Annotated in this window: 24 protein-coding genes; 15 read left to right on the plus strand and 9 right to left on the minus strand. The window is 63.2% G+C overall.

Features of this window, described 5'->3' with window-relative positions:
• Positions 1-16 precede the first annotated feature (16 nt).
• The 3 genes from GVL04_RS16065 to GVL04_RS16075 form a co-directional block, all read right to left on the minus strand.
• Entirely contained in the window at positions 17-880 is an 864-nt protein-coding gene (locus GVL04_RS16065) for an AraC family transcriptional regulator (RefSeq protein ID WP_159706381.1), read from the minus strand.
• 161 nt (positions 881-1,041) lie between these two features.
• Entirely contained in the window at positions 1,042-1,302 is a 261-nt protein-coding gene (locus tag GVL04_RS16070; RefSeq protein ID WP_159706383.1) for a hypothetical protein, read from the minus strand.
• On the minus strand, positions 1,295-1,564 hold the full coding sequence (locus GVL04_RS16075) for a GlsB/YeaQ/YmgE family stress response membrane protein (protein WP_159706385.1): 270 nt from the start codon (positions 1,562-1,564) through the stop codon (positions 1,295-1,297). Before GVL04_RS16075 ends, GVL04_RS16070 begins: the two co-directional genes overlap by 8 nt.
• 590 nt (positions 1,565-2,154) lie before the next feature.
• Between GVL04_RS16075 and GVL04_RS16080 the strand changes: the two genes are divergently transcribed.
• On the plus strand, positions 2,155-2,583 hold the full coding sequence (locus GVL04_RS16080) for a hypothetical protein (protein ID WP_159706387.1): 429 nt from the start codon (positions 2,155-2,157) through the stop codon (positions 2,581-2,583).
• A gap of 7 nt (positions 2,584-2,590) precedes the next feature.
• Here GVL04_RS16080 and GVL04_RS16085 read toward each other — a convergent pair whose 3' ends face one another.
• Both GVL04_RS16085 and GVL04_RS16090 read right to left on the minus strand, forming a co-directional pair.
• Positions 2,591-3,295: an alpha/beta fold hydrolase gene (locus tag GVL04_RS16085; protein WP_159706389.1), complete on the minus strand. Its 705-nt coding sequence runs from the start codon at positions 3,293-3,295 to the stop codon at positions 2,591-2,593.
• Positions 3,296-3,337: 42 nt separating this feature from the next.
• The gene (locus GVL04_RS16090) at positions 3,338-3,904 is read right to left on the minus strand and encodes a YdeI family protein (protein ID WP_235036326.1); all 567 of its coding nucleotides are present in this window, start codon (positions 3,902-3,904) and stop codon (positions 3,338-3,340) included.
• A gap of 189 nt (positions 3,905-4,093) precedes the next feature.
• On the opposite strand from GVL04_RS16090, the gene GVL04_RS16095 reads away from it, so the two are divergent.
• The 7 genes from GVL04_RS16095 (at position 4,094) to GVL04_RS16125 (ending at position 11,101) form a co-directional block, all read left to right on the plus strand.
• Positions 4,094-5,611: a fumarylacetoacetate hydrolase family protein gene (locus tag GVL04_RS16095; RefSeq protein ID WP_159706391.1), complete on the plus strand. Its 1,518-nt coding sequence runs from the start codon at positions 4,094-4,096 to the stop codon at positions 5,609-5,611.
• Positions 5,604-6,272: a GntR family transcriptional regulator gene (locus GVL04_RS16100; protein WP_159706393.1), complete on the plus strand. Its 669-nt coding sequence runs from the start codon at positions 5,604-5,606 to the stop codon at positions 6,270-6,272. The genes GVL04_RS16095 and GVL04_RS16100 overlap by 8 nt, the downstream gene beginning before the upstream one ends.
• Positions 6,273-6,307: 35 nt before the next feature.
• The gene (hpaE, locus tag GVL04_RS16105; RefSeq protein WP_144652317.1) at positions 6,308-7,819 is read left to right on the plus strand and encodes a 5-carboxymethyl-2-hydroxymuconate semialdehyde dehydrogenase; all 1,512 of its coding nucleotides are present in this window, start codon (positions 6,308-6,310) and stop codon (positions 7,817-7,819) included.
• A 103-nt stretch (positions 7,820-7,922) separates the two neighbouring features.
• Positions 7,923-9,020: a 3,4-dihydroxyphenylacetate 2,3-dioxygenase gene (gene hpaD / locus GVL04_RS16110; RefSeq protein ID WP_159706395.1), complete on the plus strand. Its 1,098-nt coding sequence runs from the start codon at positions 7,923-7,925 to the stop codon at positions 9,018-9,020.
• A 3-nt stretch (positions 9,021-9,023) separates the two neighbouring features.
• On the plus strand, positions 9,024-9,809 hold the full coding sequence (gene hpaH / locus GVL04_RS16115) for a 2-oxo-hept-4-ene-1,7-dioate hydratase (protein ID WP_159706397.1): 786 nt from the start codon (positions 9,024-9,026) through the stop codon (positions 9,807-9,809).
• Entirely contained in the window at positions 9,794-10,597 is an 804-nt protein-coding gene (locus GVL04_RS16120; RefSeq protein WP_159706399.1) for an HpcH/HpaI aldolase/citrate lyase family protein, read from the plus strand. The genes hpaH and GVL04_RS16120 overlap by 16 nt, the downstream gene beginning before the upstream one ends.
• A gap of 78 nt (positions 10,598-10,675) precedes the next feature.
• The gene (locus tag GVL04_RS16125) at positions 10,676-11,101 is read left to right on the plus strand and encodes a hypothetical protein (protein ID WP_159706401.1); all 426 of its coding nucleotides are present in this window, start codon (positions 10,676-10,678) and stop codon (positions 11,099-11,101) included.
• On the opposite strand, the gene GVL04_RS16130 is transcribed toward GVL04_RS16125, so the two are convergent.
• Positions 11,102-11,458, minus strand: a complete 357-nt coding sequence (locus GVL04_RS16130) for a nuclear transport factor 2 family protein (protein ID WP_159706403.1) — start codon at positions 11,456-11,458, stop codon at positions 11,102-11,104. It lies immediately after the preceding gene.
• Between the two features lie 53 nt (positions 11,459-11,511).
• The gene (locus GVL04_RS24705; RefSeq protein WP_235036327.1) at positions 11,512-12,045 is read right to left on the minus strand and encodes a hypothetical protein; all 534 of its coding nucleotides are present in this window, start codon (positions 12,043-12,045) and stop codon (positions 11,512-11,514) included.
• Between the two features lie 296 nt (positions 12,046-12,341).
• Between GVL04_RS24705 and GVL04_RS16140 the strand changes: the two genes are divergently transcribed.
• Both GVL04_RS16140 and GVL04_RS16145 read left to right on the plus strand, forming a co-directional pair.
• Positions 12,342-13,550 (plus strand): aspartate transaminase, encoded by a 1,209-nt coding sequence (locus GVL04_RS16140; RefSeq protein ID WP_159706405.1) that lies wholly within the window; start codon positions 12,342-12,344, stop codon positions 13,548-13,550.
• Between the two features lie 13 nt (positions 13,551-13,563).
• Positions 13,564-14,238, plus strand: a complete 675-nt coding sequence (locus GVL04_RS16145) for a 4-carboxy-4-hydroxy-2-oxoadipate aldolase/oxaloacetate decarboxylase (RefSeq protein ID WP_159706407.1) — start codon at positions 13,564-13,566, stop codon at positions 14,236-14,238.
• Positions 14,239-14,465: 227 nt separating this feature from the next.
• Here GVL04_RS16145 and GVL04_RS16150 read toward each other — a convergent pair whose 3' ends face one another.
• Both GVL04_RS16150 and GVL04_RS16155 read right to left on the minus strand, forming a co-directional pair.
• Positions 14,466-14,687 (minus strand): hypothetical protein, encoded by a 222-nt coding sequence (locus GVL04_RS16150; RefSeq protein WP_159706409.1) that lies wholly within the window; start codon positions 14,685-14,687, stop codon positions 14,466-14,468.
• 124 nt (positions 14,688-14,811) lie between these two features.
• Positions 14,812-15,756, minus strand: a complete 945-nt coding sequence (locus tag GVL04_RS16155; protein WP_159706411.1) for a LysR substrate-binding domain-containing protein — start codon at positions 15,754-15,756, stop codon at positions 14,812-14,814.
• Between the two features lie 267 nt (positions 15,757-16,023).
• Here GVL04_RS16155 and GVL04_RS16160 point away from each other — a divergent pair, with 267 nt between their 5' ends.
• The 5 genes from GVL04_RS16160 to GVL04_RS16180 all read left to right on the plus strand — a co-directional run bounded on the left by GVL04_RS16160 (position 16,024) and on the right by GVL04_RS16180 (position 20,775).
• The gene (locus GVL04_RS16160) at positions 16,024-16,812 is read left to right on the plus strand and encodes a LamB/YcsF family protein (RefSeq protein ID WP_159706412.1); all 789 of its coding nucleotides are present in this window, start codon (positions 16,024-16,026) and stop codon (positions 16,810-16,812) included.
• A 1-nt stretch (position 16,813) separates the two neighbouring features.
• Positions 16,814-17,536, plus strand: coding sequence for an allophanate hydrolase subunit 1 (locus GVL04_RS16165; RefSeq protein ID WP_159706413.1), 723 nt, complete (start codon positions 16,814-16,816; stop codon positions 17,534-17,536).
• On the plus strand, positions 17,533-18,546 hold the full coding sequence (locus GVL04_RS16170) for a biotin-dependent carboxyltransferase family protein (protein ID WP_159706414.1): 1,014 nt from the start codon (positions 17,533-17,535) through the stop codon (positions 18,544-18,546). The genes GVL04_RS16165 and GVL04_RS16170 overlap by 4 nt, the downstream gene beginning before the upstream one ends.
• Before the next feature lie 55 nt (positions 18,547-18,601).
• On the plus strand, positions 18,602-19,942 hold the full coding sequence (locus GVL04_RS16175; RefSeq protein ID WP_159706415.1) for an MFS transporter: 1,341 nt from the start codon (positions 18,602-18,604) through the stop codon (positions 19,940-19,942).
• 83 nt (positions 19,943-20,025) lie between these two features.
• A complete protein-coding gene (locus GVL04_RS16180; RefSeq protein WP_024818576.1) occupies positions 20,026-20,775 on the plus strand; it encodes an SDR family oxidoreductase in 750 nt (249 codons plus the stop codon).
• Positions 20,776-20,885 lie beyond the last annotated feature (110 nt).

The raw sequence follows: 20,885 nt of genomic DNA on the forward strand, positions 1-20,885 counted from the left end.
TCGACGCGGACTCCCATCACCTTGCTTCGTCCCTCTCGATGGGAATCCACAACTGCCCACGTCCGTGCGTGCCGCCTGCCTCCACTCGGACGCTGAGCATTTCAGGTCCGGGCGCCCACCTGTAGGGGTTGGCCGGGAACCATTCTGTTGCCGCGTCCGCCCACATGTTTTGCAGGACCTCCGGGAACTTCCCCTCGGTTTCGAAAACGACCCACAGGCCCGCCGGCACTTCAAGGGCGTCCAAACCTTCCGGTGCTGCCTGGCTGGATGCCACAGCATGCCAGTAGTCCAATTCGCTTCCCTCGGTCCGCTGCTCCTCGATGTTGTCAGTGACAGACAACGGTCCGGCAGGATCCATGTCTGCGAACCCGAGCATGCGCTGGGTGACATTGGGGTCCAGGCCCCTTTGAAAATCGATGATGGCCTGGTTGGGCCCTTCGTGGACCAAGGGGACGCGTGCTTTCAATCCAATAAGGCGGAAAGCAGGCCTGTCTTCAATGCGGTGCTTCATGTCGGTATTCCCTTCGACTCGGAGATGGAACCTCAGCTGAGGTTGGGAATGGAGAATGGCGCCAGGCTGTCTGGCCTCAGACGGCGTCAGCCCGTGCATGGCCTTGAAGGCCCGGGTGAACGCTTCAGCTGAGCCGTATCCGTAGCGGACCGCAACGTCCAGGACTGTTCCGCCCTCCAGGATTTCCGCAGTGGCCGCCGTCAGCCGCCTCCTGCGGATGTACTCCGAGACGGGAAAGCCCGCCAGGGAGGAGAACATCCGCCGGAAGTGATACTCGGACGTCAACGCGGTCCGGGCCAGGGTGCTCACCTCCACGGGCGCGGTCAGGTCATGCTCGATCAGCTCCACGGCCCTGTTCCATTCGTGCACAGTCGCCTCCATTCCTTGCACCGACGCTACGCGGGCCCCGGCGGTGATGGCCCAACAATCCTTGCCCGAAATTATCAGGGTCCGGACAAGGCAAGAACCCGGAGGCTGCAGTTGCAGCACTCCGGGTCCTTGGATCTCGTGGAGGGTATGGCGTTCAGGTCCTACGGCCGACTGGAGCCAGAGGCTTCGTCATCCGGTTCTGAGGAGAACGGCCGGTCCTTTGGGGTCTCTTCTGTGTTCTGTTCGTCCAACTCGGCGTCAGCCGAAGGCACTGTTTTCTCAGCGTAATCACCCTCGGTGTAGTCACCTCCGGCGTCATCCTTCAGGGTTTCAGGTGACACGCCGGTGTCGCCGTAATCGCCCTCGGAGTATTGGCCTTCGAGTTCGTCGCCGTTCGCGTCGCGGTTCTGGTTGTTAGCCATGGTGCGCCCTGCGGCTGGTGACCAGCCCGTAGACCAGCAGCACGATGAGGGAGCCGCCGATGGCCAGGAGCCAGGTTCGGATGGCGAAGAACTCCGTTAGTCCCTCGCCGAAGATCAGGCCACCGATCCAGCCGCCCAGCAGGGCGCCGACCACGCCCAGCAAGAGGGTTATGAACCAGCCGCCTCCTTGGCGGCCGGGAAGGATTAGCTTTGCGATGGCACCGGCCAAAAGGCCGAGCAGAAGAAAACCAAAGAAACCCATTTTTGCTCCTACTTTCTTTGTCGATGGAAATTCCATGAACGTCTTGAAGCGGTTACTTCATCAGGCGCCTGTTCCAAATTAAGGGCGCCGGAATGAGACCCTTTGAGGGCCGTGCGATTTGCGGGGATTGAAACGCTCAATGCAACCCGATGAAATTATTAAACACAGCCATTAAAGCACTCCTGCCGATTGGGGGTCGGGCTCAGTACTGCAACTGCAACGCTAGCCGCTCCGGGAACCAGTAGCAAGCAACCTGATTATTTGTTTGCTTCCGGCATGCGCCCAAAGCTGCCCGGTTTCGCAGGCTAGCGGTGGTCCGGGGATGCCCCTGATTCCTTTGGCGGCGTCCTTGGCCTTGCCAACTGCCTCTTCAGCAATGTCCTTAGTCCTGTCATCGAGTCCCATGGTTTCACTCCTCGGGTTGTGATGCGGTTGCCAACCGGCGATTATCGGCCGGCTGGCATAATATTTTAGTTGCTTGTCCCATTTCAGCAAATCTTTAGTAGCCAGCCTGCGATCAATGCGCAGGTGACAGCGCGCAGCCCACGGGGCTAGTGTCGAGGAATAACACCTCGAAAGGAGTGATTCCTGTGAAAGGGAAAGCATTGTTCGCCGTTGGAGTGGCCGTCGGCTACGTATGGGGATCGAAGTCCTGGCCGGAGGTGTATCGGCGGGTACGCGGCGGTACGGAAAAGCTCTGGAAGAACCCGGATGTCCAGGACAACGTGCACCAGGCCACCGAAGCCGTGCAGGACTCGGTGCCGGACATCCTGGACAACTTGTATGAGGCCGGCAAGAAGCTGATGGAAAAGGCCGAGGCGATGTTTCCCGGAATCTCCTCGCCGAAGGCGGACCAGCGGTTCGGCTCTTCCCCGAGCGAACCGACCGTAACCACTGTGCCCATCAAGTCAGACGTCGTGTCGGATCCTGCCCTGGATGACACCACCGGAAGTGACTGGACGGACGAAGGCGGCGCAGCGCCGGAAGGACCAGCTACAAATACGCCGCCCCGTCCCTAGTTCTTGGCTAATTGCTGCGGTTCGCGGCCGTCAAAATTGCCTCTCCCAATTCCTTGGGCTTGGTGAACTGCGGCCAGTGTCCTGTCGGCAGGTCGATGTAGTCCACGTCGTGGATCCTTGCGAGCTCGGCGGTAAAGGGATGCCCGGCGTCCATCCACTCCTTCAGCAGTGACGACGGGAATTGGCACGCAATGATCGTGGCAGGAACGTCGTAGCGCCGGACATCGCTCAAATGCTGTTGGTCGAAGGCAACGCCCTTGGGTTCGGGGATGGCACGTGCGCGGAAGGCTTTCTTCAGGTCATCGGTGAGGTCAACCAGGTCCTCGTCCTCGAATGCTTCCCACGGCGGCAGCGGGAGGTCGTCGCCGTCGTCGGGCAATTCATCATTGATGACCCCGCCCTCACCGAGGGGGCCGCTGTCCACATAGATGGCGCGGGCCACCCGGTCCGGGCGGGCATCTGCCACGCCATGGATGATGGCGCCGCCCCCTGAGTGGCCTACAAGAATGACTTTGCCGTCCAGGGAGTCCACCTTCTCCACAACGGCATCTATGTGTGTGCGGAGGCCGATGCCGGTGCGGGATGCGTCGACGGATTCCAGCCCAGGGAGCGTCAGCGGATGAACCGAGTGTCCTGCGGCCACCAGCGGGGGAGTCACCTCCTCCCACGACGAGGCGTCCAACCAGAAACCGGGTACAAGGATGATGTCCATGCGGGTACCCTACGGGAGCCCACCGACAGTTTGTAAGAGCCGCTAGTGTCCTTCAGCCAGCTTCTCCACAACCTTCGCCAGGATCTTGCCGCGGGAGTCCGGGGTGCGGGCCTTGAGTACCTGCAGGATGATGAGGTAGCGCTCGGTCTTGCCCAACCGTTCGAAACCTTGCTTGGCGGCCACGTTTCCTGCGAGTGCGGCTTCCAGGTCCTCGGGAACCTCGGCGTTGGCTTGCGAAACGTAGGCCGCTTCCCAGCGGCCATCTGCTTTGGCGGCGTCAATCTCCGCAAATCCGGGCGGCTGCATGCGTCCCGCATCTATCAGCGACTCCACCTTGCCCACGTTCACTTGGGACCACGTGCTTCGTGCCCGGCGGCGCGAATATCTCTGCAGGAAGGTTGTTTGGTCGTAGCCCTTGCGCTGGCCATCGATCCAGCCGAAGCAGAGTGCCCCGTCCAGGGCGTCCTGTATCTCAATGAGTCCGGCGCCGGAGTTCTTCTTGCCGATTATCAGCCAGGCTTCGGCCTGCGTCCCGTGATTCTCCGCGAGCCAGCGCTCCCACTCTGCGCCGTCGGCAAACCTCAGCAGCTCTGGCTCGTTCTTATCCACCGTGAACCTCCCTTTCCAACTACCAGCATCCCCCAAGTAAGTCGCAGCAGAGCGCGTTATGGTCGCACAAAACGGCGTTAACTGCGACTCAGTTGGGTTCGGGGAGGGGGTTGACGGGACGCCGATCCCGGGTAATAGTTATCGTATACGATTTCGTACTTGATAAATGTTCGACCAGGAGGAGGCGCCGTGACACTGGAGTTCCGGACCCAGGAAGTCAGCCAGGACATGCTGGCCCGGACGCGCAAGGTTATTGCCGTCCACATCAACTACCCCAGCCGCGCGGCCCAGCGCGGGCGTACTCCCGAGCAGCCGTCGTACTTCCTGAAGCCGTCCTCGTCTCTGGCGCTCGGCACCGCGGATGCTCCCGGCACCGTTGAGCGTCCGGCCGGTTGTGAACTTCTGGGCTACGAGGGCGAGATCGCCCTGGTCATCGGCAAGTCTGCCCGCCGTGTTGGCCTTGAGGACGCCTGGAGCCACGTCGAATGGGTCACTGCGTCCAACGACCTCGGCGTCTACGACCTCCGCTACGCAGACAAGGGCTCCAATGTCCGGTCCAAAGGGGGCGACGGCTTCACCCCCGTCGGCCCGGCGCTGATCCCAGCCGACGCCGTCGATCCCACCCAGCTGCGGATCCGCACTTGGCACAACGGAAACCTCGTCCAGGACGACACCACCGAGGACCTGCTCTTCCCGTTCGCGCAACTGGTCGCCGACCTCTCGCAGCTGCTCACCCTCGAAGAGGGCGACATCATCCTCACCGGCACACCCGCCGGTGCGTCGGTCGCGAAGCCGGGTGACGTCGTCGAAATTGAGGTCACCGGTGGTGATTTCAGCAGCGGCCGCCTGGCCACCAAAGTAACGGAAGGCACGACGCCGTTCGCGGACTTTGGTGCCAGGCCCAAGTCTGATGACACCCAGCGGGAAGAGGCCTACGGATCGCGCGAAGCGGCAGGGCTGCCTGCTCCCGAAAATGCTTCGGTACTGACCCCGGAGCTGAAGGCGAAGCTGGAAAGCGTCGCCACCGCCACCCTCTCATCCCAGCTGCGCAAGCGCGGGTTGAACAACGTGAGCATCGACGGCCTGCAGGCTACCCGCCCGGACCGCAAGGTGGTGGGCCTGGCACGGACACTGCGTTACGTTCCGAACCGCGAAGATCTCTTCACAACCCACGGCGGCGGCTTCAATGCCCAGAAGCGCGCCATCGATTCCGTGAATGAGGGCGAGATCCTTGTCATGGAAGCCCGTGGCGAGAAGGGAACCGGCACTGTGGGGGACATCCTGGCACTGAGGGCCCAAGTACGTGGGGCCGCTGCCATCATTACCGACGGCGGCGTCCGCGACTACTCCGCGGTGGCTGACCTGGAGATGCCTACCTACTTCGCCAACCCGCACCCGGCAGTCCTTGGACGGCGGCACATTCCTTGGGACACGGACATCACCATCGCCTGCGGCGGAGCGACCGTACAGCCCGGGGACATCATCGTGGCTGACTCCGACGGCATCCTGGTGATCCCGCCGGCCATCGCCGAGGAGCTGGTGGATGACTGCATCCAGCAGGAAAAGGAAGAGACGTTCATCTTCCAGATGGTCCAAGAGGGCAACAGTGTTGATGGGCTGTATCCGATGAACAAGGAATGGCAGGCGCGGTACGCGGAGTGGGTCACAGCCGAGTGGCAGAGCCGGCAAGGAGCCCAAGGTGACTGAAACCGCCGTCGAAAGCGCCGCCCAAAGCAAGTCCCAGCAGGCGTATGCCGCTGTGAAGGCGCGAATTATTGAAGGTACGTACACGCCGGGTTACCGGCTGGTGCTCGCGAAGATCGCCGAGGACCTGGGCTTCAGCGTGGTCCCCGTGAGGGAAGCGATCCGCCGCCTGGAAGCCGAAGGGCTGGTCAAGTTCGAGCGGAACGTCGGCGCCACCGTCTCCGGGATCGACCCCACGGAATACCTGTACACGATGCAGACGTTGAGCATCGTCGAAGGTGCAGCCACTGCGTTGTCCGCTCCGCTGATTGACTCCGTGGCGATCGCCCGGGCGCGTGCGGTGAACGAGGAGATGCGTGAGTGCCTGGAGCACTTCGACCCCGTTCGCTTCACGGCGTTGAACCAGGACTTCCACAGTGTCCTGTTTGAACATTGCCCCAATCCTCACATTCTTGACCTCGTCCACCGGGGCTGGAACAGGCTGGCCTCGCTGAGGTCCTCCACGTTCCGTTTCGTCCCCGGCCGCGCGCAGGAATCGGTGCGCGAACACGAGGCGCTGCTGCAGCTCATTGAGGGCGCGGCCGACGCCGAGACCATCGAAAAAGCAGCCCGCCAGCACCGCGCCGCCACCCTGGACGCGTACCTGGCGCAAGCCAAGCAATAACTACCCACCACTGATCGCTAGTTAGGACTTCAACGATGACGACCTCTGTAGAGACCGCCAAGCACTACATCCCCGAGAACCTGCCGTCCCACATCCAGCACTTCATCAACGGTGAGTTCGTTGACTCCGTGTCCGGCAAGACCTTCGATGTCCTGGACCCGGTATCCAACGGCAACTACGCCACTGCGGCCGCAGGTCAGAAGGAAGACATCGACCTCGCCGTTGCCGCCGCCCGTGAGGCATTCGTCAACGGTCCGTGGCCGAAGATGAAGCCGCGTGAGCGTGCCCGTGTGCTGAATAAGATCGCCGACGCCGTGGAGGCGCAGGAAGCCCGCCTCGCCGAACTCGAAACCTTCGACACCGGCCTGCCGATCACCCAGGCCAAGGGCCAGGCACTGCGCGCGGCGGAGAACTTCCGCTTCTTCGCGGACCTGATCGTGGCCCAGTTCGATGACGCCATGAAGGTTCCCGGCTCGCAGATCAACTATGTGAACCGGAAGCCGATCGGCGTCGCCGGCCTCATCACGCCGTGGAACACCCCGTTCATGCTGGAGTCCTGGAAGCTCGCCCCGGCATTGGCCACCGGCAACACCGTGGTCCTGAAGCCCGCCGAGTTTACGCCGCTTTCCGCATCGCTGTGGGCACAGATCTTCAAAGACGCCGGCCTGCCTGACGGTGTGTTCAACCTGGTCAATGGCCTGGGCGAAGAAGCCGGCGATGCCCTGGTGAAGCATCCGGACGTGCCGCTGATCTCCTTCACCGGCGAGACCACCACGGGCCAGACCATCTTCCGCAACGCCGCTGCCAACCTCAAGGGTTTGTCCATGGAGCTCGGCGGAAAGTCCCCGTGCGTCGTGTTCGCCGATGCTGACCTGGATGCGGCGATCGATTCGGCGCTGTTTGGGGTCTTCTCCCTCAACGGCGAACGCTGCACCGCCGGCTCCCGCATCCTGGTTGAGCGGGCCATCTACGACGAATTCTGCGAAAAGTACGCCGCCCGGGCCAAGAACATCGTGGTGGGCGATCCCCACGATCCCAAGACCCAGGTGGGCGCGCTGGTCCACCCCGAGCACTACAACAAGGTGGCGTCGTACGTGGAGATCGGCAAGTCCGAGGGTCGGCTCCTGGCCGGCGGCGGCCGACCCGACCACCTGCCCGAAGGCAACTACATCGCACCCACGGTGTTTGCCGACGTCGCGCCTGACGCGCGGATCTTCCAGGAAGAAATCTTCGGTCCCGTCGTGGCCATCACGCCATTCGAGAACGACGACGAAGCCCTCGCCTTGGCGAACAACACCAAGTACGGACTGGCGGCCTACATCTGGACCCAGAACCTGACCCGGGCCCACAACTTCTCGCAGAACGTCGAAGCCGGCATGGTGTGGCTCAACAGCCACAACGTCCGCGACCTCCGCACCCCGTTCGGCGGAGTCAAAGCATCCGGCCTGGGCCATGAGGGCGGCTACCGCTCCATCGACTTCTACACCGACCAGCAGGCCGTGCACATCACGCTCGGCTCAGTTCATACCCCCAAATTCGGCGCCTAGTACCCAACTAGGTCGCAGTACAGGGCGTTTTGGGCCTTCAAAACGGCATCTACTGCTACTCAGTTGGGTTCCCACACCACCCTTTCAACGAAGAGAGACCATCATGAGCAACCCGTTTACCGGCCCCATCATCACTCCAACAGTTCCCGCCCCGGACATCGTCCGCTGCGCCTACTTGGAACTCGTGGTCACGGACCTGGCCAAGTCCCGCGCGTTCTACGTGGACCTTCTGGGCCTGCACGTCACAGAAGAGGACGAGAACACCATCTACCTGCGCTCCTTCGAGGAGTTCATCCACCACAACCTGGTCCTCCGCAAAGGCCCGGTGGCCGCGGCTGCCGCCTTCGCCTACCGCGTGAAGTCCCCAGCCGAGGTGGACGCCGCCGAGGCGTACTACCGCGAGCTGGGCTGCCGGGTTGAGCGCCGCAAGGAAGGCTTCACCAAGGGCGTGGGCGACTCCGTCCGTGTGGAGGACCCGCTGGGCTTCCCCTACGAGTTCTTCTACGACGTGGAGCACGTCGAACGCCTCACCCAGCGCTACGACCTCTACTCCGCCGGTGAGCTGGTCCGCCTGGACCACTTCAACCAGGTCACCCCGGACGTCCCGCGCGGCCGCAAGTACCTGGAGGACCTCGGCTTCCGCGTTTCCGAGGACATCAAGGACTCCGACGGCGTCACGTACGCCGCGTGGATGCACCGCAAGCAGACCGTGCACGATACCGCCCTGACCGGTGGCAACGGACCCCGCCTGCACCACATCGCGTTCTCCACGCACGAGAAGCACAACATCATCCAGATCTGCGACAAGATGGGCGCCCTGCGCATCTCCGACCGCATCGAACGCGGCCCCGGACGCCACGGTGTATCCAACGCGTTCTACCTCTACATCCTGGACCCGGACGGCCACCGCGTAGAGATCTACACCCAGGACTACTACACCGGCGACCCCGACAACCCCACCGTCACCTGGGACGTCCACGACAACCAGCGCCGCGACTGGTGGGGCAACCCGGTGGTCCCGTCCTGGTACACCGAGGCCTCCCTGGTCCTGGACCTCGACGGCAACCCACAGCCAGTCATTGAACGCACCGACGCTTCCGAAATGGCGGTTACCGTGGGCGCGGACGGTTTCTCCTACACCCGTCCCGACGGTGCCTCCGGCGAAGCTGCTGAGGGCTTCAAGCTGGGGGCGCAGGTCTAAACCATGTTGGACGCGAAGACGATCGAAGCCATTGCCGACGAGCTCCTCGAAGCCGGCCGTAACCGCAAGCCGGTGCCGCGCCTCACTGCCCGCTACCCCGGCATGACGGTGGAGGATTCCTACGCCGTACAGCAGCTGTGGCGGCGTCGGAACGAGGAAGCCGGGCGCACGTTGGTGGGGCGCAAGATCGGCCTCACGTCCAAGGCCATGCAGGCCGCCACGGGCATCACTGAGCCGGATTATGGTGCCATTTTCGATGACATGGTCCTGGATACCGGGTGCTCCGTGCAGTGGGACAAGTACACACACCCACGGGTTGAGGTGGAACTCGCATTCGTGTTGAAGAGTGCCTTGAAGGGGCCGGGCTGCACCATCTTCGATGTCCTCAACGCCACCGACTACGTGGTTCCGGCCCTCGAAATCCTGGACTCCAGGATCGAGATGGAGGGCCGGACCATCGTGGACACCATCTCGGACAATGCCGCGATGGGCGCCATGGTGGTGGGCGGCCGCCCGGTGCGGCCGGACGCCGTCGACCTCCGTTGGGTCTCCGCCATCCTGTACAAGAACCAGACCGTGGAGGAGACGGGGGTGGCGGCCGGTGTGCTGGACCACCCGGCCAACGGAGTGCATTGGCTCGCCAACAAGATCGCCGCCCACGGGGATTCGATGAAGGCCGGAGACATCATCCTGGCGGGCTCGTTTACCCGCCCGACGTGGGTGTACAAAGGGGATACCGTGCACGCGGATTACGGACCGTTGGGAGTGGTGACATGCCAATTCGACTAAGCCCCACCTTCTACTCGGCGCTCTCCGCGGCCGGCCGGCCGCTGGCCGGCATGTGGGTCTGCTCCGGCAGCCCGCTGGTGGCCGAGATCTGCGCCGGTTCAGGCTTGGACTGGGTACTGATCGACGCCGAGCACAGTCCCAATGGCCTCGAGTCGATCCTCGCCCAACTCCATGCAGTCAGCGGTTACCCTGTGCAGGCGATGGTCCGTCCACCGGTCAACGACACCGTGGTCATCAAGCAGTACCTGGACCTCGGTGTGCAGAACCTGATGATCCCCATGGTGAACTCGGCCTTTGATGCCGCGACTGCAGTTGCCGCTGTCCGCTACCCGCCGCACGGTGTTCGCGGCGTCGGATCCGCGCTGGCCCGTTCCGCTCGCTGGAACCGCGTCCCGGACTACCTTGCTTCCGCCTCGGAGACCATCAGCCTTACGGTCCAGATCGAATCTGAAGCTGCGGCATCAGCGGTGGAGGAGATCCTCGCCGTCGACGGCGTGGACGGCATCTTCCTGGGCCCCTCGGACCTCGCAGCCTCCATGGGCCTGCTGGGACAGCAGGAAAATCCCTTGGTGAGGGCCGTCGTCGAGCACTGCCTTGAAGCCGCCAAAGCGGCGGGGAAGCCCGCCGGCGTGAACGCCTTTAACGAGTCAACCGCGCGGGCGTATCTCGACGCCGGTGCCTCCTTCGTGCTGGTCGGCGCCGATGTTGCGGTGCTGGCCCGCGCGTCCGAGGGCTTCGCTTCGACGTTCATCCCCGTGTCCGAAACGGCGGAGCGCGAAAGCTACTGATCCGTTCTTGTCCTGGGTAGCCGGTGCGCTAGGCTCGGCGAAACGAGAGCCTGAGGGGCCAGCGCCATGAATCGTCGTGTGTTAGTTGTAATTGCCGTTGTTGCCGCACTGGGAATGACCGGTTGTTCGTCGCCGACGGGCCCGGATGTCTTGGCGCGGGAAGCGACGGCGGAGGACGAGCTTCCGGAGGCCGTGAGCCTTGTCAGTGTGGATACGGACATCAAAGCGGGGTCAGCCCGATTGCTGGCAACCCACGCTGATGTGGAGTACTTCGCGGCCAAGAGTTCCACTGGCGGGTCCGCCTGCTTGATTACGGTGCCTATAGGACTACCGGAGCGGTGGAGGGCGGGTTGCGCAGCGTTAGCGACCGGTGAGGACATCGTCACCTTGACTAACTTTGACGATTCACAAGCGAAGCTCATCAACGACGGCGTGGATGCCGGCCAGCCGAAATACGATGGCTGGACCCAGATCCACCCCAACGTCCTGGTCAGTTCCCGCTAGCTATTTGCGGGCCATGTACCACTCCGTGAACTCGCGTGCCCGGCCGTCCTCAGCGAAGCGGATCACCCACAGATTGTCGTAGGTGGGGTCCCCGTTGAGATACGTGGTGAGGCCTTGGACGAAGGCAGTATCGTCTTCCCTGCCCAGGAGCGTCCACTCGAACGTCCAATCCTCAGGCTTGTCACCGGCGTCGGCCCACGCTTTGACGATCTCCTCGTGGCCGTTCCAGGGTTTTGCGGTGTTGGGCCGGTCGTTGTAGACGGCATCTTCGGTGAAGAGCGCCCGGATGTCGTCGGGCTCATTCGACGTCCAGGCGCGTTCGTATTGGTCCATCCAGGAGTTCACGTCGTTGGTCATCTACCCGTTCTACCCTCCGGGGCTGCAGGGTTCAACGGTGAGGTGCGGAGACACTAGGCCGGCCGGACGATTCCCCGCGTTGCCCGGCGGATGTGGTCCGGAGTGAGTCCGGTCAGCGAGGCGAGCTCCAAGTCATCGCAGACCTGGTTCCGGAGGGCCATCATGATCAGCGCCTCGCGGCGTTCTGTGATCTGGTCCCGATGCCGTTCGGCTGCCCTGAGCTCCTCGCTTTTCTGCTTCAACGCAGCCATATGCGTGCCGCGGGGGAGGCCGCTCGGAAAGAGATCGTCATAAGCCAAAGCGATGGTCCTGACCGATTTCATGTTCTCCCCGGTGACCGCCGAAACAGTGGCAATGGTGAAGCCGTCCTCAATCGCCTGGGCAATCTGCTCGTTTCTGGCAGCAGTCAGGGTGCGGATGGCGGCCGTTGCGTGGGACAGGAGTTGCCGGTGCACTCCCAGCGCATGCGTCAGTTTGGCGTGTTCCGCGTGCCCCGGGGCCTGCGGTCCGGGGGCCTTGGCCCGATAGGCGTACCGTCCGGTGGCTGCGCGGCCTTGCAATGCAGCGGCGGGGGTTTGGGCCGGCATTGGCTCCCTTTCGGTTCCGGAACAGCGCTTCTGACCCCTCGAATCTAGGCATTGTTCACCGGTGCAAGGAAATACCAATACCGAGTGAACCCATAAGCAAAGTGCATGGAAGAAGCCTCCGAGGACGCGGAAACTCGGAATCGACGCACAAATCCTCCACATTGAGATGCTCGTCATAAGGCCTCCTTATAGATCCACGCACATTAGGTCTTATCCACAGCGCCCACGGATCCCTAGTCTCGAAAAAGGGGATACGCGAATCCGCGCGTCCTGAGTTCCACATTCCTGGAGGAGACATGTCCGACTACCTGCCGGCGTCGAGGGTCACCCGCATCAAGTCCTCAGCGAGCGTCGCCGCGGCCGCCCGCGTCCGCGAACTCAAAGCCGAAGGCATCCCGATCATCGACCTGACTGTCGGCGAGCCGGACTTTGATACCCCGGACCACATTAAGGCCGCCGCCATCGAGGCGATCAACAACGGCGAGACCAAGTACACCTCGGTAACTGGCACTCCGGAGCTGCAGACCGCCATCCTGCGCAAAATCGAGGGCCACACCGGCCACCACTATGAGCGCAACCAGCTGACCATCGGCGGCGGAGCCAAGCAGGTCCTGTACGTCGCGCTGATGGCATCCCTTAATGCGGGCGACGAAGTGATCGTCCCCGCGCCGTACTGGGTTTCCTACCCGGACATGGTGCTCGCCAACGACGGCACCCCGGTGATCGTCGCCTGCGGCGAAGAGGCAGGCTTCAAGCTCACCCCGGATGCGCTGGCAAAGGCCATCACCCCCAACACCAAGTGGCTCATCCTCAACGCGCCGTCCAACCCGACCGGCGCCGTGTACACCCGCGAGGAGCTGCAGGCACTCGGTGCGGTCCTCGAGCAGCACCCGCACGTCTCCATCCTCACCGACGAGATCTACGACGAAATCCACTTCGGCGACGGCCGCGTGACCAGCCTGGTCACAGCCGTGCCGGCGCTCAAGGATCGCATCCTGCTGGTCAACGGTGTTTCCAAGGCGTATGCGATGACCGGCTGGCGGCTCGGCTACGGCGTGGGTCCGGCTCCCCTGATTGCGGCCATGAACAAGCTGCAGTCCCAGACGTCGTCGTGCCCGTCGTCCATCAGCCAGGCCGCCGCCGTGGCGGCGCTGAACGGCGACCAGTCCTTCGTCCGCGACAGCGTGGAGGTGTACCGCAAGCGCCGGGACGCCGCCGTCGAGGGCCTCAACGCCATCAACGGCCTGTCCGTCGCGCCGGCGGAGGGTGCCTTCTACGCGTACGTGAACTGCAGCGGCGCGATCGGCAAGACCGCACCCGACGGCAAGGTCATCGAGAACGACCAGGACTTCACGCTCTACCTGCTGGACGCCGCCCGCGTGGCCGTCATCCAAGGCTCGGCCTACGGCCTGGGCCCGTACTTCCGGATCTCCTTCGCCACCTCGCTGGAGACCATCAATGCCGGCGTGGACTCCATCCGCGATGCCGTCAACGCCCTCAACTAGAAAGATTCAGACCATGATCCACGTCAAGACCAAGTTCGAGCGCCCTGATGCCGACGTCGTCAGCCGCCTCGCCGCTTTTTCCTCCGCCACCATCCACGAAGCACAGGGCCGCCGCGGCGCCTTGAGCTCCAGGATCAAGCCGATCGACCGTTCCATGTCCTTCTGCGGTCCCGCCGTCACGGTCGCCTGCGCGCCGCAGGACAACCTCATGCTCCAGGTCGCCATCCACTATGCGCAGGCAGGCGACGTGGTCTTGGTCGGCGCGCAGGAAATGGCGGAAGCCGGCACGTTCGGTGACGTCCTGGGCAACGCCATGAAGGCCAAGGGCATCGCCGCAATGGTCACCGATTCGGGCGTACGCGACACCCAGGATCTGATCGAGCTCGGCCTGCCCGTCTTTTCCGGCAGCGTCAGCATCAAGGGCACCGTCAAGGAAACGCTCGGCCCCATCAACCACCCGATCGTCTTCGGCGACGAGATCATTTACCCGGGCGACATCCTCCGCGGCGACGCTGACGGCGTGGTGGTGGTCCGCCGCGAGGAGGCCGAGGAAGTCATCGCACTGTCCCAGGCCCGCGACGACCACGAACGCGAACTCATCAAGCTCTACCACGACGGCGGCAACACCATCGAGCTGTGCGGCCTCACCGAGAAGCTCAAGGAGAAGGGCCTCCTGGTGGAAGACTAGGCTCCTTTATCCGGGCCGGTCGCGCAGCTGGTGAACCAGCGTGCGGCCGGCCCTTTGGCGTGTTGTTTTCGAGCACGTTGTTTTCGAGCACGTTGTTTTCGAGCACAGGGAAGGCGCCTTGCCCGGACTCTTAGGTCTCCAGGGGCAGGGCGCCTTAGGGTGCAGCTGTGATTAATGTACGACGACGGGTGGCCGGGTTGTGCGGTCCGCCGGGCCCGGCGGGTGGCTTAGTCCAGTCCGGAGTGCCCGGGCCGTGTATCCACCAAATGCCATTCGATGCTGTTGCCGGCGTGGGTGGGCATCAGGCTGCCTTCAAAGACGAACAGCGGCTCGCCGATCCCGCCCAGCGGGCGCCAAAAACCATTCCGGGGGCAATGGAATCCGGTCCGTGCATTGACCGTTCCGCGGGTTGGATTTGAGACCCATCCGGCTGTGCTGATCTTTTTCACCGTTGTTTCCTTTGAACTTGCCCGCGGAATCCGTGAGCTGGTTTCGAATTGTTTGCTAATTCGATATTAGGAAATTAAAACGGTCTTGAATAAGACCAAAGCTGTCTGTCCGGATAAGGCTTTGTTATGGATGGGCCGGGAGCTGCACGGGGTCGGTCCCGTACTTGCTGATCAGTTGTTGATGCAGCATCTCCTTGACCACCAGCAGCACGGCAGACGCGGCCTCGGACAATGGCTCGTGGTCCGGGGTGCAGAGGGCGATCTTGCTCTGCAGGCCGGGTTCCACGATCCGCAGCACCTTGAAGTCCTGGTCCGGGAAGAGGGCATCCGCGGCCGACTTCGGCAGCACGGTGCCACCGAGGTTGGCGCGGATGAGGCGGGTGAGGGAGGGCACGGATTCCACCTCGCCCACCAGCTTGAGGGGAAGGTCCTGGTCGGCCAGGCCCTTCTCGATGAGCTGGCGCAGGGTGTGGTTCTTTTCCGGAAGGAACAGCCCTACTGTGCTGGCCTCCGCAAGGGTGATGGTGTCCTTGCCGTGGTTGATGTCCACGTCCGGGTGCACCACCAAGTGAAGGTCTTCCACGATCATGGTGGTGAACTGAACCCCCCGGATTTTGCCCGGTTCGTAGATCAGCGCCATGTCCAGGCGCCCGTTCTTGATGGCCTCGCTCAGGACGCCGCCGAAGATTTCTGTCAGGTGGACCACGATGTCCGGGTAACGCCGGCCGACTTCGCTGATGATCTGGGGTGTCAGGCTGGAGGCCATGCTGTAAGGCGCGATCGCAATGGAGACGCGGCCGGAGGGCGCGGCTCCGGAGGAGGCGACGTCCTGCCTGGCCTGTTCCACGAGTCGAAGGATCGACTGTGCGTGGCGGTAAAGGGTGTGCCCGGCGGCCGTAGGTTCGACGCCTTGTTTGCTGCGGATCAGCAGGCGCTGCTTGAGGTCGTTCTCCAGTGCCGATACCTGCTGGCTCAAGGCCGGCTGGGCCACGTGGAGCGCGGCTGCAGCTTTGGTGATGCTTCCGGAGTCAACGATCTGCACGAAGTATGAGAGCTTGCGCGTATCCATGGGTCTGCCTTCCTGGAGGGCCACGTCCCCTGGTGGCATGCGTTAGGGAAATTCTATCCGGGCGCAGGTGGGACCCATGACACAGTACAGGGTGGTGCAGGTCATAACGGAGAGCTATCACGGGATAGCTATTAGGTCTTTGTGCAACGTGGATGACCGGTGCGAGACTTTTGGAAAGAACTTCAGGTGACGCTTTGGGATTCCAGGAGCGTCTGCCGTTTCATCGGAATTAAATTCCAATGAAAAACCCACGGAAAGAGAAACCACGTGAACCCGATAATTGATCTTGTAGCGGATCTTGGAGAGGGATTTGGCGCCTACACCATTGGCGACGATTCCGAACTCCTGGAGATCGTAACAAGTGCCAATATCGCATGCGGGTTCCATGCCGGTGACCCCGACATTATGGCCGCCACTGTTGCCGAATGCGTTCGCCGCGGAGTAGGCATCGGGGCTCATCCGAGCTTTCCGGACTTGCGTGGGTTTGGCCGCCGCGACATGGGCCTCTCTGCCGGCGAGGTTCAGAACGATGTCCTGTACCAACTGGGTGCACTGAACGGTTTCGCCGCGTTCCATGGCACCAAGGTCACGCACCTTGCTCCGCATGGCCGGCTCGGCAACCTTGTCGCTGTCCGCGCCGACTACGCACAGGCTGTGGCTGACGCCGCGGCCCGCGTGGACAACGAACTGATCGTGGTAGCCCAGGAAGGCGAACTGGCTGCAGCGTCACGCAACGCCGGGCTCGACGTCGCAATCGTCGGCATCGTGGACCGCGCCTACCAGGAAGACGGCACGCTGGTTCCCCGGAGCCAGCCCGGTGCTGTGCTGCACGATCCCACGGAGATTGTTGAGCGGACCCTCCGCATGGTGGTTGAGGGCAAGATCCGCTGCGCCAACGGTGTGGAACTGGACATCGACGTCGACACTCTCCTCCTGCACGGGGACAACCCCGGCGCCGTGGAACTGGCCCGCCGGATCCGTTCCGCACTCATCTCCGCCGGCGTCACCATCTCCCCTCTCGCGGAGGTCATGGACGCCAAGAGGAAGGCGGCCTGAGATGCCCGTGCTCACAGCGGCTCCCACCGAGATCTACGAGTCCGGAGACTCCGCACTGCGTGTGGTTGCTATCTCCGAAGCGAGCGAACAGAACTGGCTGACCGTGCACGGACTGGCCGACTGGCTGGAAAGCTGCGGCGCTGAAGGCCTGCACGGAGCAGTTCCTACCTATGACTCCGTGCTGGTTGAATTCGATCCAATCCTCGTTTCGGCACGTCAAGTGCGCGCCTTCGTCAAACTCGGTCTCTTGGAACTCGCCCATGCCGGCGAGACAGCCAACGTCCCCCGCGAGTTCGACGTTCCCGTGGCCTACGGCGGCGAGTACGGTCCGGACCTGGAACGCGTCGCGCAGTACCAGGGGATTGCTACGGACGAAGTCATCCGCCTCCACACTGAAAAGACCTACACCGTTCGCTGCCTGGGTGCGCCCGCAGGCTCGCCCATGATGGACGGCCCAGCATTTCCCAAACCGGTGCCCCGCCTTAAGGATCCACGGCTCAGCGTTCCAGCTGGTGCGGTGGCCGTAGCCGGACGGCAGGCAGTCATCGCGCCCGCATCGGCTCCCGGCGGATGGTGCGTGATCGGCCAGACACCGCTGTCAGTCTTGAACATCCGCCGCGAACCGCTGGTGCCCTACAAGCCGGGCGACATCCTTCGTTTCCGGCAGATCCGCTCCGAGGACTTCGGCGACTTCGTGGGCATGGAACTGGAGCCCCTTCCATGAGCGGCGAAATCCTGATCCAGCAGCCCGGCAACTCGGTTGTCACGGACCTCGGGAGGACCCGCGGCCCCCGCTTCGGACTTCCCGTCAACGGTGCCCTGGACCAGTACTCGGCCCGCGCCGCCAACATCCTGGCCGGCAACCTGGACAATGATCCTCTCGTGGAAATCACCGCCCTCGACTTCCGGATGACGGCCACCACCGACATCCTGATCGCCGTCACTGGTGCTCCGCTCACGCTCGCCGTTGGTGGTCGCCCCTCCAGCCAGTGGGAACCGGTCTCGGTCCGTGCAGGAGAAACAGTCTCCATCCGCGGAATCCACCGCGGCCTCCGCGCCTACCTGGCCGTCCATGGCTCCATCGAGGCAGAGACACTGCTAGGCAGCGTGGCCCCGGATACCGTGGTGGGCTTCGGGCTTCAGCTCAAGGAAGGAACCAGCCTCCTCACCCGCAGGAGCGTCGGCCCGGTACGCCAGCCGTACTTCGACCTTCCCCTCTTCCGGCTGGGCCTTGAACGGCCCAGCATGGACTCAGACTTGTTGGTCGATGTGACCGACGGGCCGGACGTCGCCGAGTTTGGCGAATCCGGCGAACTGCTCTTCACCTCGGAATACGCCGTCAGCGGCCGCAGCAACCACATCGGCCTGCGGCTCGGCGGGGAACTTCCGGAAAGAACCTCAAACGGCGAAGTCCTTTCCCGCGGAGTGCCAGTGGGCGCCGTCGAGGTTCCCTCAAGGGAAGAGCTGCTGGTACTGCACCGGGGGCGCGGCGTCACGGCCGGGTATCCCGTCCTGGCAGTAGTCACCAGCACCGGACTGGATGTCCTGGCCCAAGCGCGGCCAGGGGACAAAGTCCGTTTTCGGAAAACCACAGTGGCAGAAGCAACTGCCGCCCATAGGCGCTCGCGGACCCAACTTGAGACACTCCGCGAATCCGTCAACACCGTCTTCGGACTCCTCGGCATCGGATGCCGTCCCCAGTGGCAGGACCTACCAGTTGCGGCATGCAGCTAAAACCCTGTCGTCATACCAGTAGGCGTTGCTACGCTCATCCCAGTAAGGAAAAGTCATGACCGCAAGCACCAACGCTGCGCCAGTGCAGCATGAGCGGCTTACGAGCCGCCAAACCCGCAAGGTAGTCACCGCAGGTTGTGTTGGCATCTTCGTGGAACTGTACGACAACGGCATTTTCGCCTTCATGGCGGGAACACTGGCGCTCGTCTTCCTCGCGCCGGGCAACCCGGACAACGCACTGCTCTTCGTGTTCGCCGGCTACGCGGTGTCATTCTTCGTTCGCCCGCTTGGCGCCGTGGTGTGTGGTTACCTCGGAGACCGGATCGGCAGGCAAAAGCTACTCGTCTTTGTCATCCTCCTGATCAGTGTGGCGACTGCCGGCATCGGCCTGCTGCCGTCCTATGCTGCCATCGGCGTCGCGGCGCCGGTCCTCTTGGTCCTCCTGCGCCTCCTGCAGGGCTTCTCCGTTGGTGGCGAGGCTGCCGGCGCCATGACCTTCCTTGCTGAGCACGCCCCTGAAGGCAAGCGCGGCATCATCACCTCCTACGCACAGATCGCGTCCTTCGCAGCACTGCTTACCGGTACTTTGGTGGCCTACTCAATGTCTCCCTGGCTCACCCAGGCAGCCATCGACGGCGGCGGCTTCGGTTCGTTCGCATGGCGCATCCCGTTCCTGGTCGCCATCCCCATGGGAATCATCGGCTGGTACATCCGCAAGGCCATCAGCGATACCCCCAACTTCGAGAAGCTGAAGGAAGAGGGCGGTCTCTCCAAGAACCCGCTCAAGGAAGCCTTCCAGTCCAAAGAGCACCGCCGCGCCATGCTCCTGGCCCTCTTCATCCCGCTGATGAACGGCTCCGGCTACTACGTCCTGTTCTCCTACATGCCCACGTTCCTCAAGGGCAAGCAGCTGAACTTCACCATCGGCGAAGCGCTCCTGGTCACGGCCTGCAGCCTGGTTGTCATCTGCATCGCCATCCCGTTCATGGGCGCCCTGTCGGACCGCGTCGGCCGCAAGAAGGTCATCGCCGGTTCCGCGATCGCTATGGCAGTCCTCGGCATCCCGTCCTACGCCCTGATTGCCACCGGTCAAATGGGCCTGGCCATCCTGGGCGCCTGCATCATGGCCATCGTCTTTGCCGGCCACACCGCAGTCATCCACATCCTGATCGTTGAACTGTTCCCCACCCGTGTCCGCTACTCCGCTTACGGCCTCGGCTACAACATCTCCTCGGCGCTCTTTGGCGGCACGGCGCCGCTGCTGATGACCTGGCTGATCGGCAGCACCGGCAACATCTACATGCCCGCGTTCTACGCAGTCATCACGGCGCTCGGCACCCTCATCGCGGTCAGCACGGTCAAGGACCGCGCCCACGAACCGCTGCGCGACGCCTAGCTTCCACCTACACCGTGAAGTGCGCCGGGCTTCCGGGTCCGGCGCACTGAGCCCCACCGATTCCCCACCTTTTGGAGAACCCAATGTCTTTTTCTGACTACACCACCGCCCTCGTCACCGGAGCTTCCACCGGTATGGGTGCAGCCATTGCCGAGCGGCTTGCCAAGCGCGGCCTGACCGTACACGCAGTGGCCCGCAACGAGGAACGCCTCGCCGAACTGGCCGACCGCACCGGAGCCATCCCGCACGTAGTGGACCTGACCGACACAGCCGCGCTGGCCGCCGTCGTGAACGACCTCAAGGTGGACGTCCTGGTGAACTGTGCCGGTGTTTCCCGGCCGGGCAACATCCTGGACTCGTCCGAAGAGGACATTGACGAGCTGGTGGACGTGAACCTCCGCGGACTGCTGCAGCTCACCCGTCTGGTCCTGCCGGGCATGGTGGAGCGCGACCTCGGCCACGTCATCAACATCAGCTCCATCGCCGGTGTCTACAACTTCTACGGCCACACGGTTTACCACGCCACCAAAGCAGCCGTGCACCAGATCTCGCGCCAACTCCGCAACGACACCGTGGGCAAGCGCATCCGTGTCACCGAGATCTGCCCGGGCCGGGTGGAGACCGAGATCTTCGGCCGCAACATGGGCGGCACTCCCGAGGCCATGGAAGAAGCCTGGCAGACCTACTACGAGGGCTATGAGTCGCTGACCACGGACGACATCGTGAACGCCCTGGACTATGCCATCGAAACGCCGCGCCATGTGAACGTGGGCATGCTTGAGCTTATGCCGACGTTCCAGGTGCCCGGCGGGCTGACGTTCGACCGGCGCTGACTATCCCGAGTCAGCCCCCTTAGGTTCCGGTGGCATCACTCCCGCCACCGGAAATACAAGCTGGCGGCCGCGTTCCCGCGGCCGCCAGCACCCGTTAACCGCTGTTTTAC

The sequence above is a fragment of the Arthrobacter sp. 18067 genome, from assembly GCF_902706295.1.
In the GTDB taxonomy this organism is placed as follows: Bacteria; Actinomycetota; Actinomycetes; order Actinomycetales; family Micrococcaceae; genus Arthrobacter.

What these genes read in the sequence shown, in the direction of transcription:
- GVL04_RS24705 (WP_235036327.1), bottom strand. Translation starts at nt 12,045, where the DNA reads ATGCCGGCCCAAACCCCCGCCGCTGCATTGCAAGGCCGCGCAGCCACC.
- GVL04_RS16165 (WP_159706413.1), top strand. Translation starts at nt 16,814, where the DNA reads ATGCCCGTGCTCACAGCGGCTCCCACCGAGATCTACGAGTCCGGAGAC.
- GVL04_RS16120 (WP_159706399.1), top strand. Translation starts at nt 9,794, where the DNA reads ATGCCAATTCGACTAAGCCCCACCTTCTACTCGGCGCTCTCCGCGGCC.
- hpaE (WP_144652317.1), top strand. Translation starts at nt 6,308, where the DNA reads ATGACGACCTCTGTAGAGACCGCCAAGCACTACATCCCCGAGAACCTG.
- GVL04_RS16140 (WP_159706405.1), top strand. Translation starts at nt 12,342, where the DNA reads ATGTCCGACTACCTGCCGGCGTCGAGGGTCACCCGCATCAAGTCCTCA.
- GVL04_RS16085 (WP_159706389.1), bottom strand. Translation starts at nt 3,295, where the DNA reads ATGGACATCATCCTTGTACCCGGTTTCTGGTTGGACGCCTCGTCGTGG.
- GVL04_RS16175 (WP_159706415.1), top strand. Translation starts at nt 18,602, where the DNA reads ATGACCGCAAGCACCAACGCTGCGCCAGTGCAGCATGAGCGGCTTACG.
- hpaD (WP_159706395.1), top strand. Translation starts at nt 7,923, where the DNA reads ATGAGCAACCCGTTTACCGGCCCCATCATCACTCCAACAGTTCCCGCC.
- GVL04_RS16180 (WP_024818576.1), top strand. Translation starts at nt 20,026, where the DNA reads ATGTCTTTTTCTGACTACACCACCGCCCTCGTCACCGGAGCTTCCACC.
- GVL04_RS16155 (WP_159706411.1), bottom strand. Translation starts at nt 15,756, where the DNA reads ATGGATACGCGCAAGCTCTCATACTTCGTGCAGATCGTTGACTCCGGA.
- GVL04_RS16075 (WP_159706385.1), bottom strand. Translation starts at nt 1,564, where the DNA reads ATGGGTTTCTTTGGTTTTCTTCTGCTCGGCCTTTTGGCCGGTGCCATC.
- GVL04_RS16145 (WP_159706407.1), top strand. Translation starts at nt 13,564, where the DNA reads ATGATCCACGTCAAGACCAAGTTCGAGCGCCCTGATGCCGACGTCGTC.
- GVL04_RS16170 (WP_159706414.1), top strand. Translation starts at nt 17,533, where the DNA reads ATGAGCGGCGAAATCCTGATCCAGCAGCCCGGCAACTCGGTTGTCACG.
- GVL04_RS16070 (WP_159706383.1), bottom strand. Translation starts at nt 1,302, where the DNA reads ATGGCTAACAACCAGAACCGCGACGCGAACGGCGACGAACTCGAAGGC.
- GVL04_RS16130 (WP_159706403.1), bottom strand. Translation starts at nt 11,458, where the DNA reads ATGACCAACGACGTGAACTCCTGGATGGACCAATACGAACGCGCCTGG.
- hpaH (WP_159706397.1), top strand. Translation starts at nt 9,024, where the DNA reads ATGTTGGACGCGAAGACGATCGAAGCCATTGCCGACGAGCTCCTCGAA.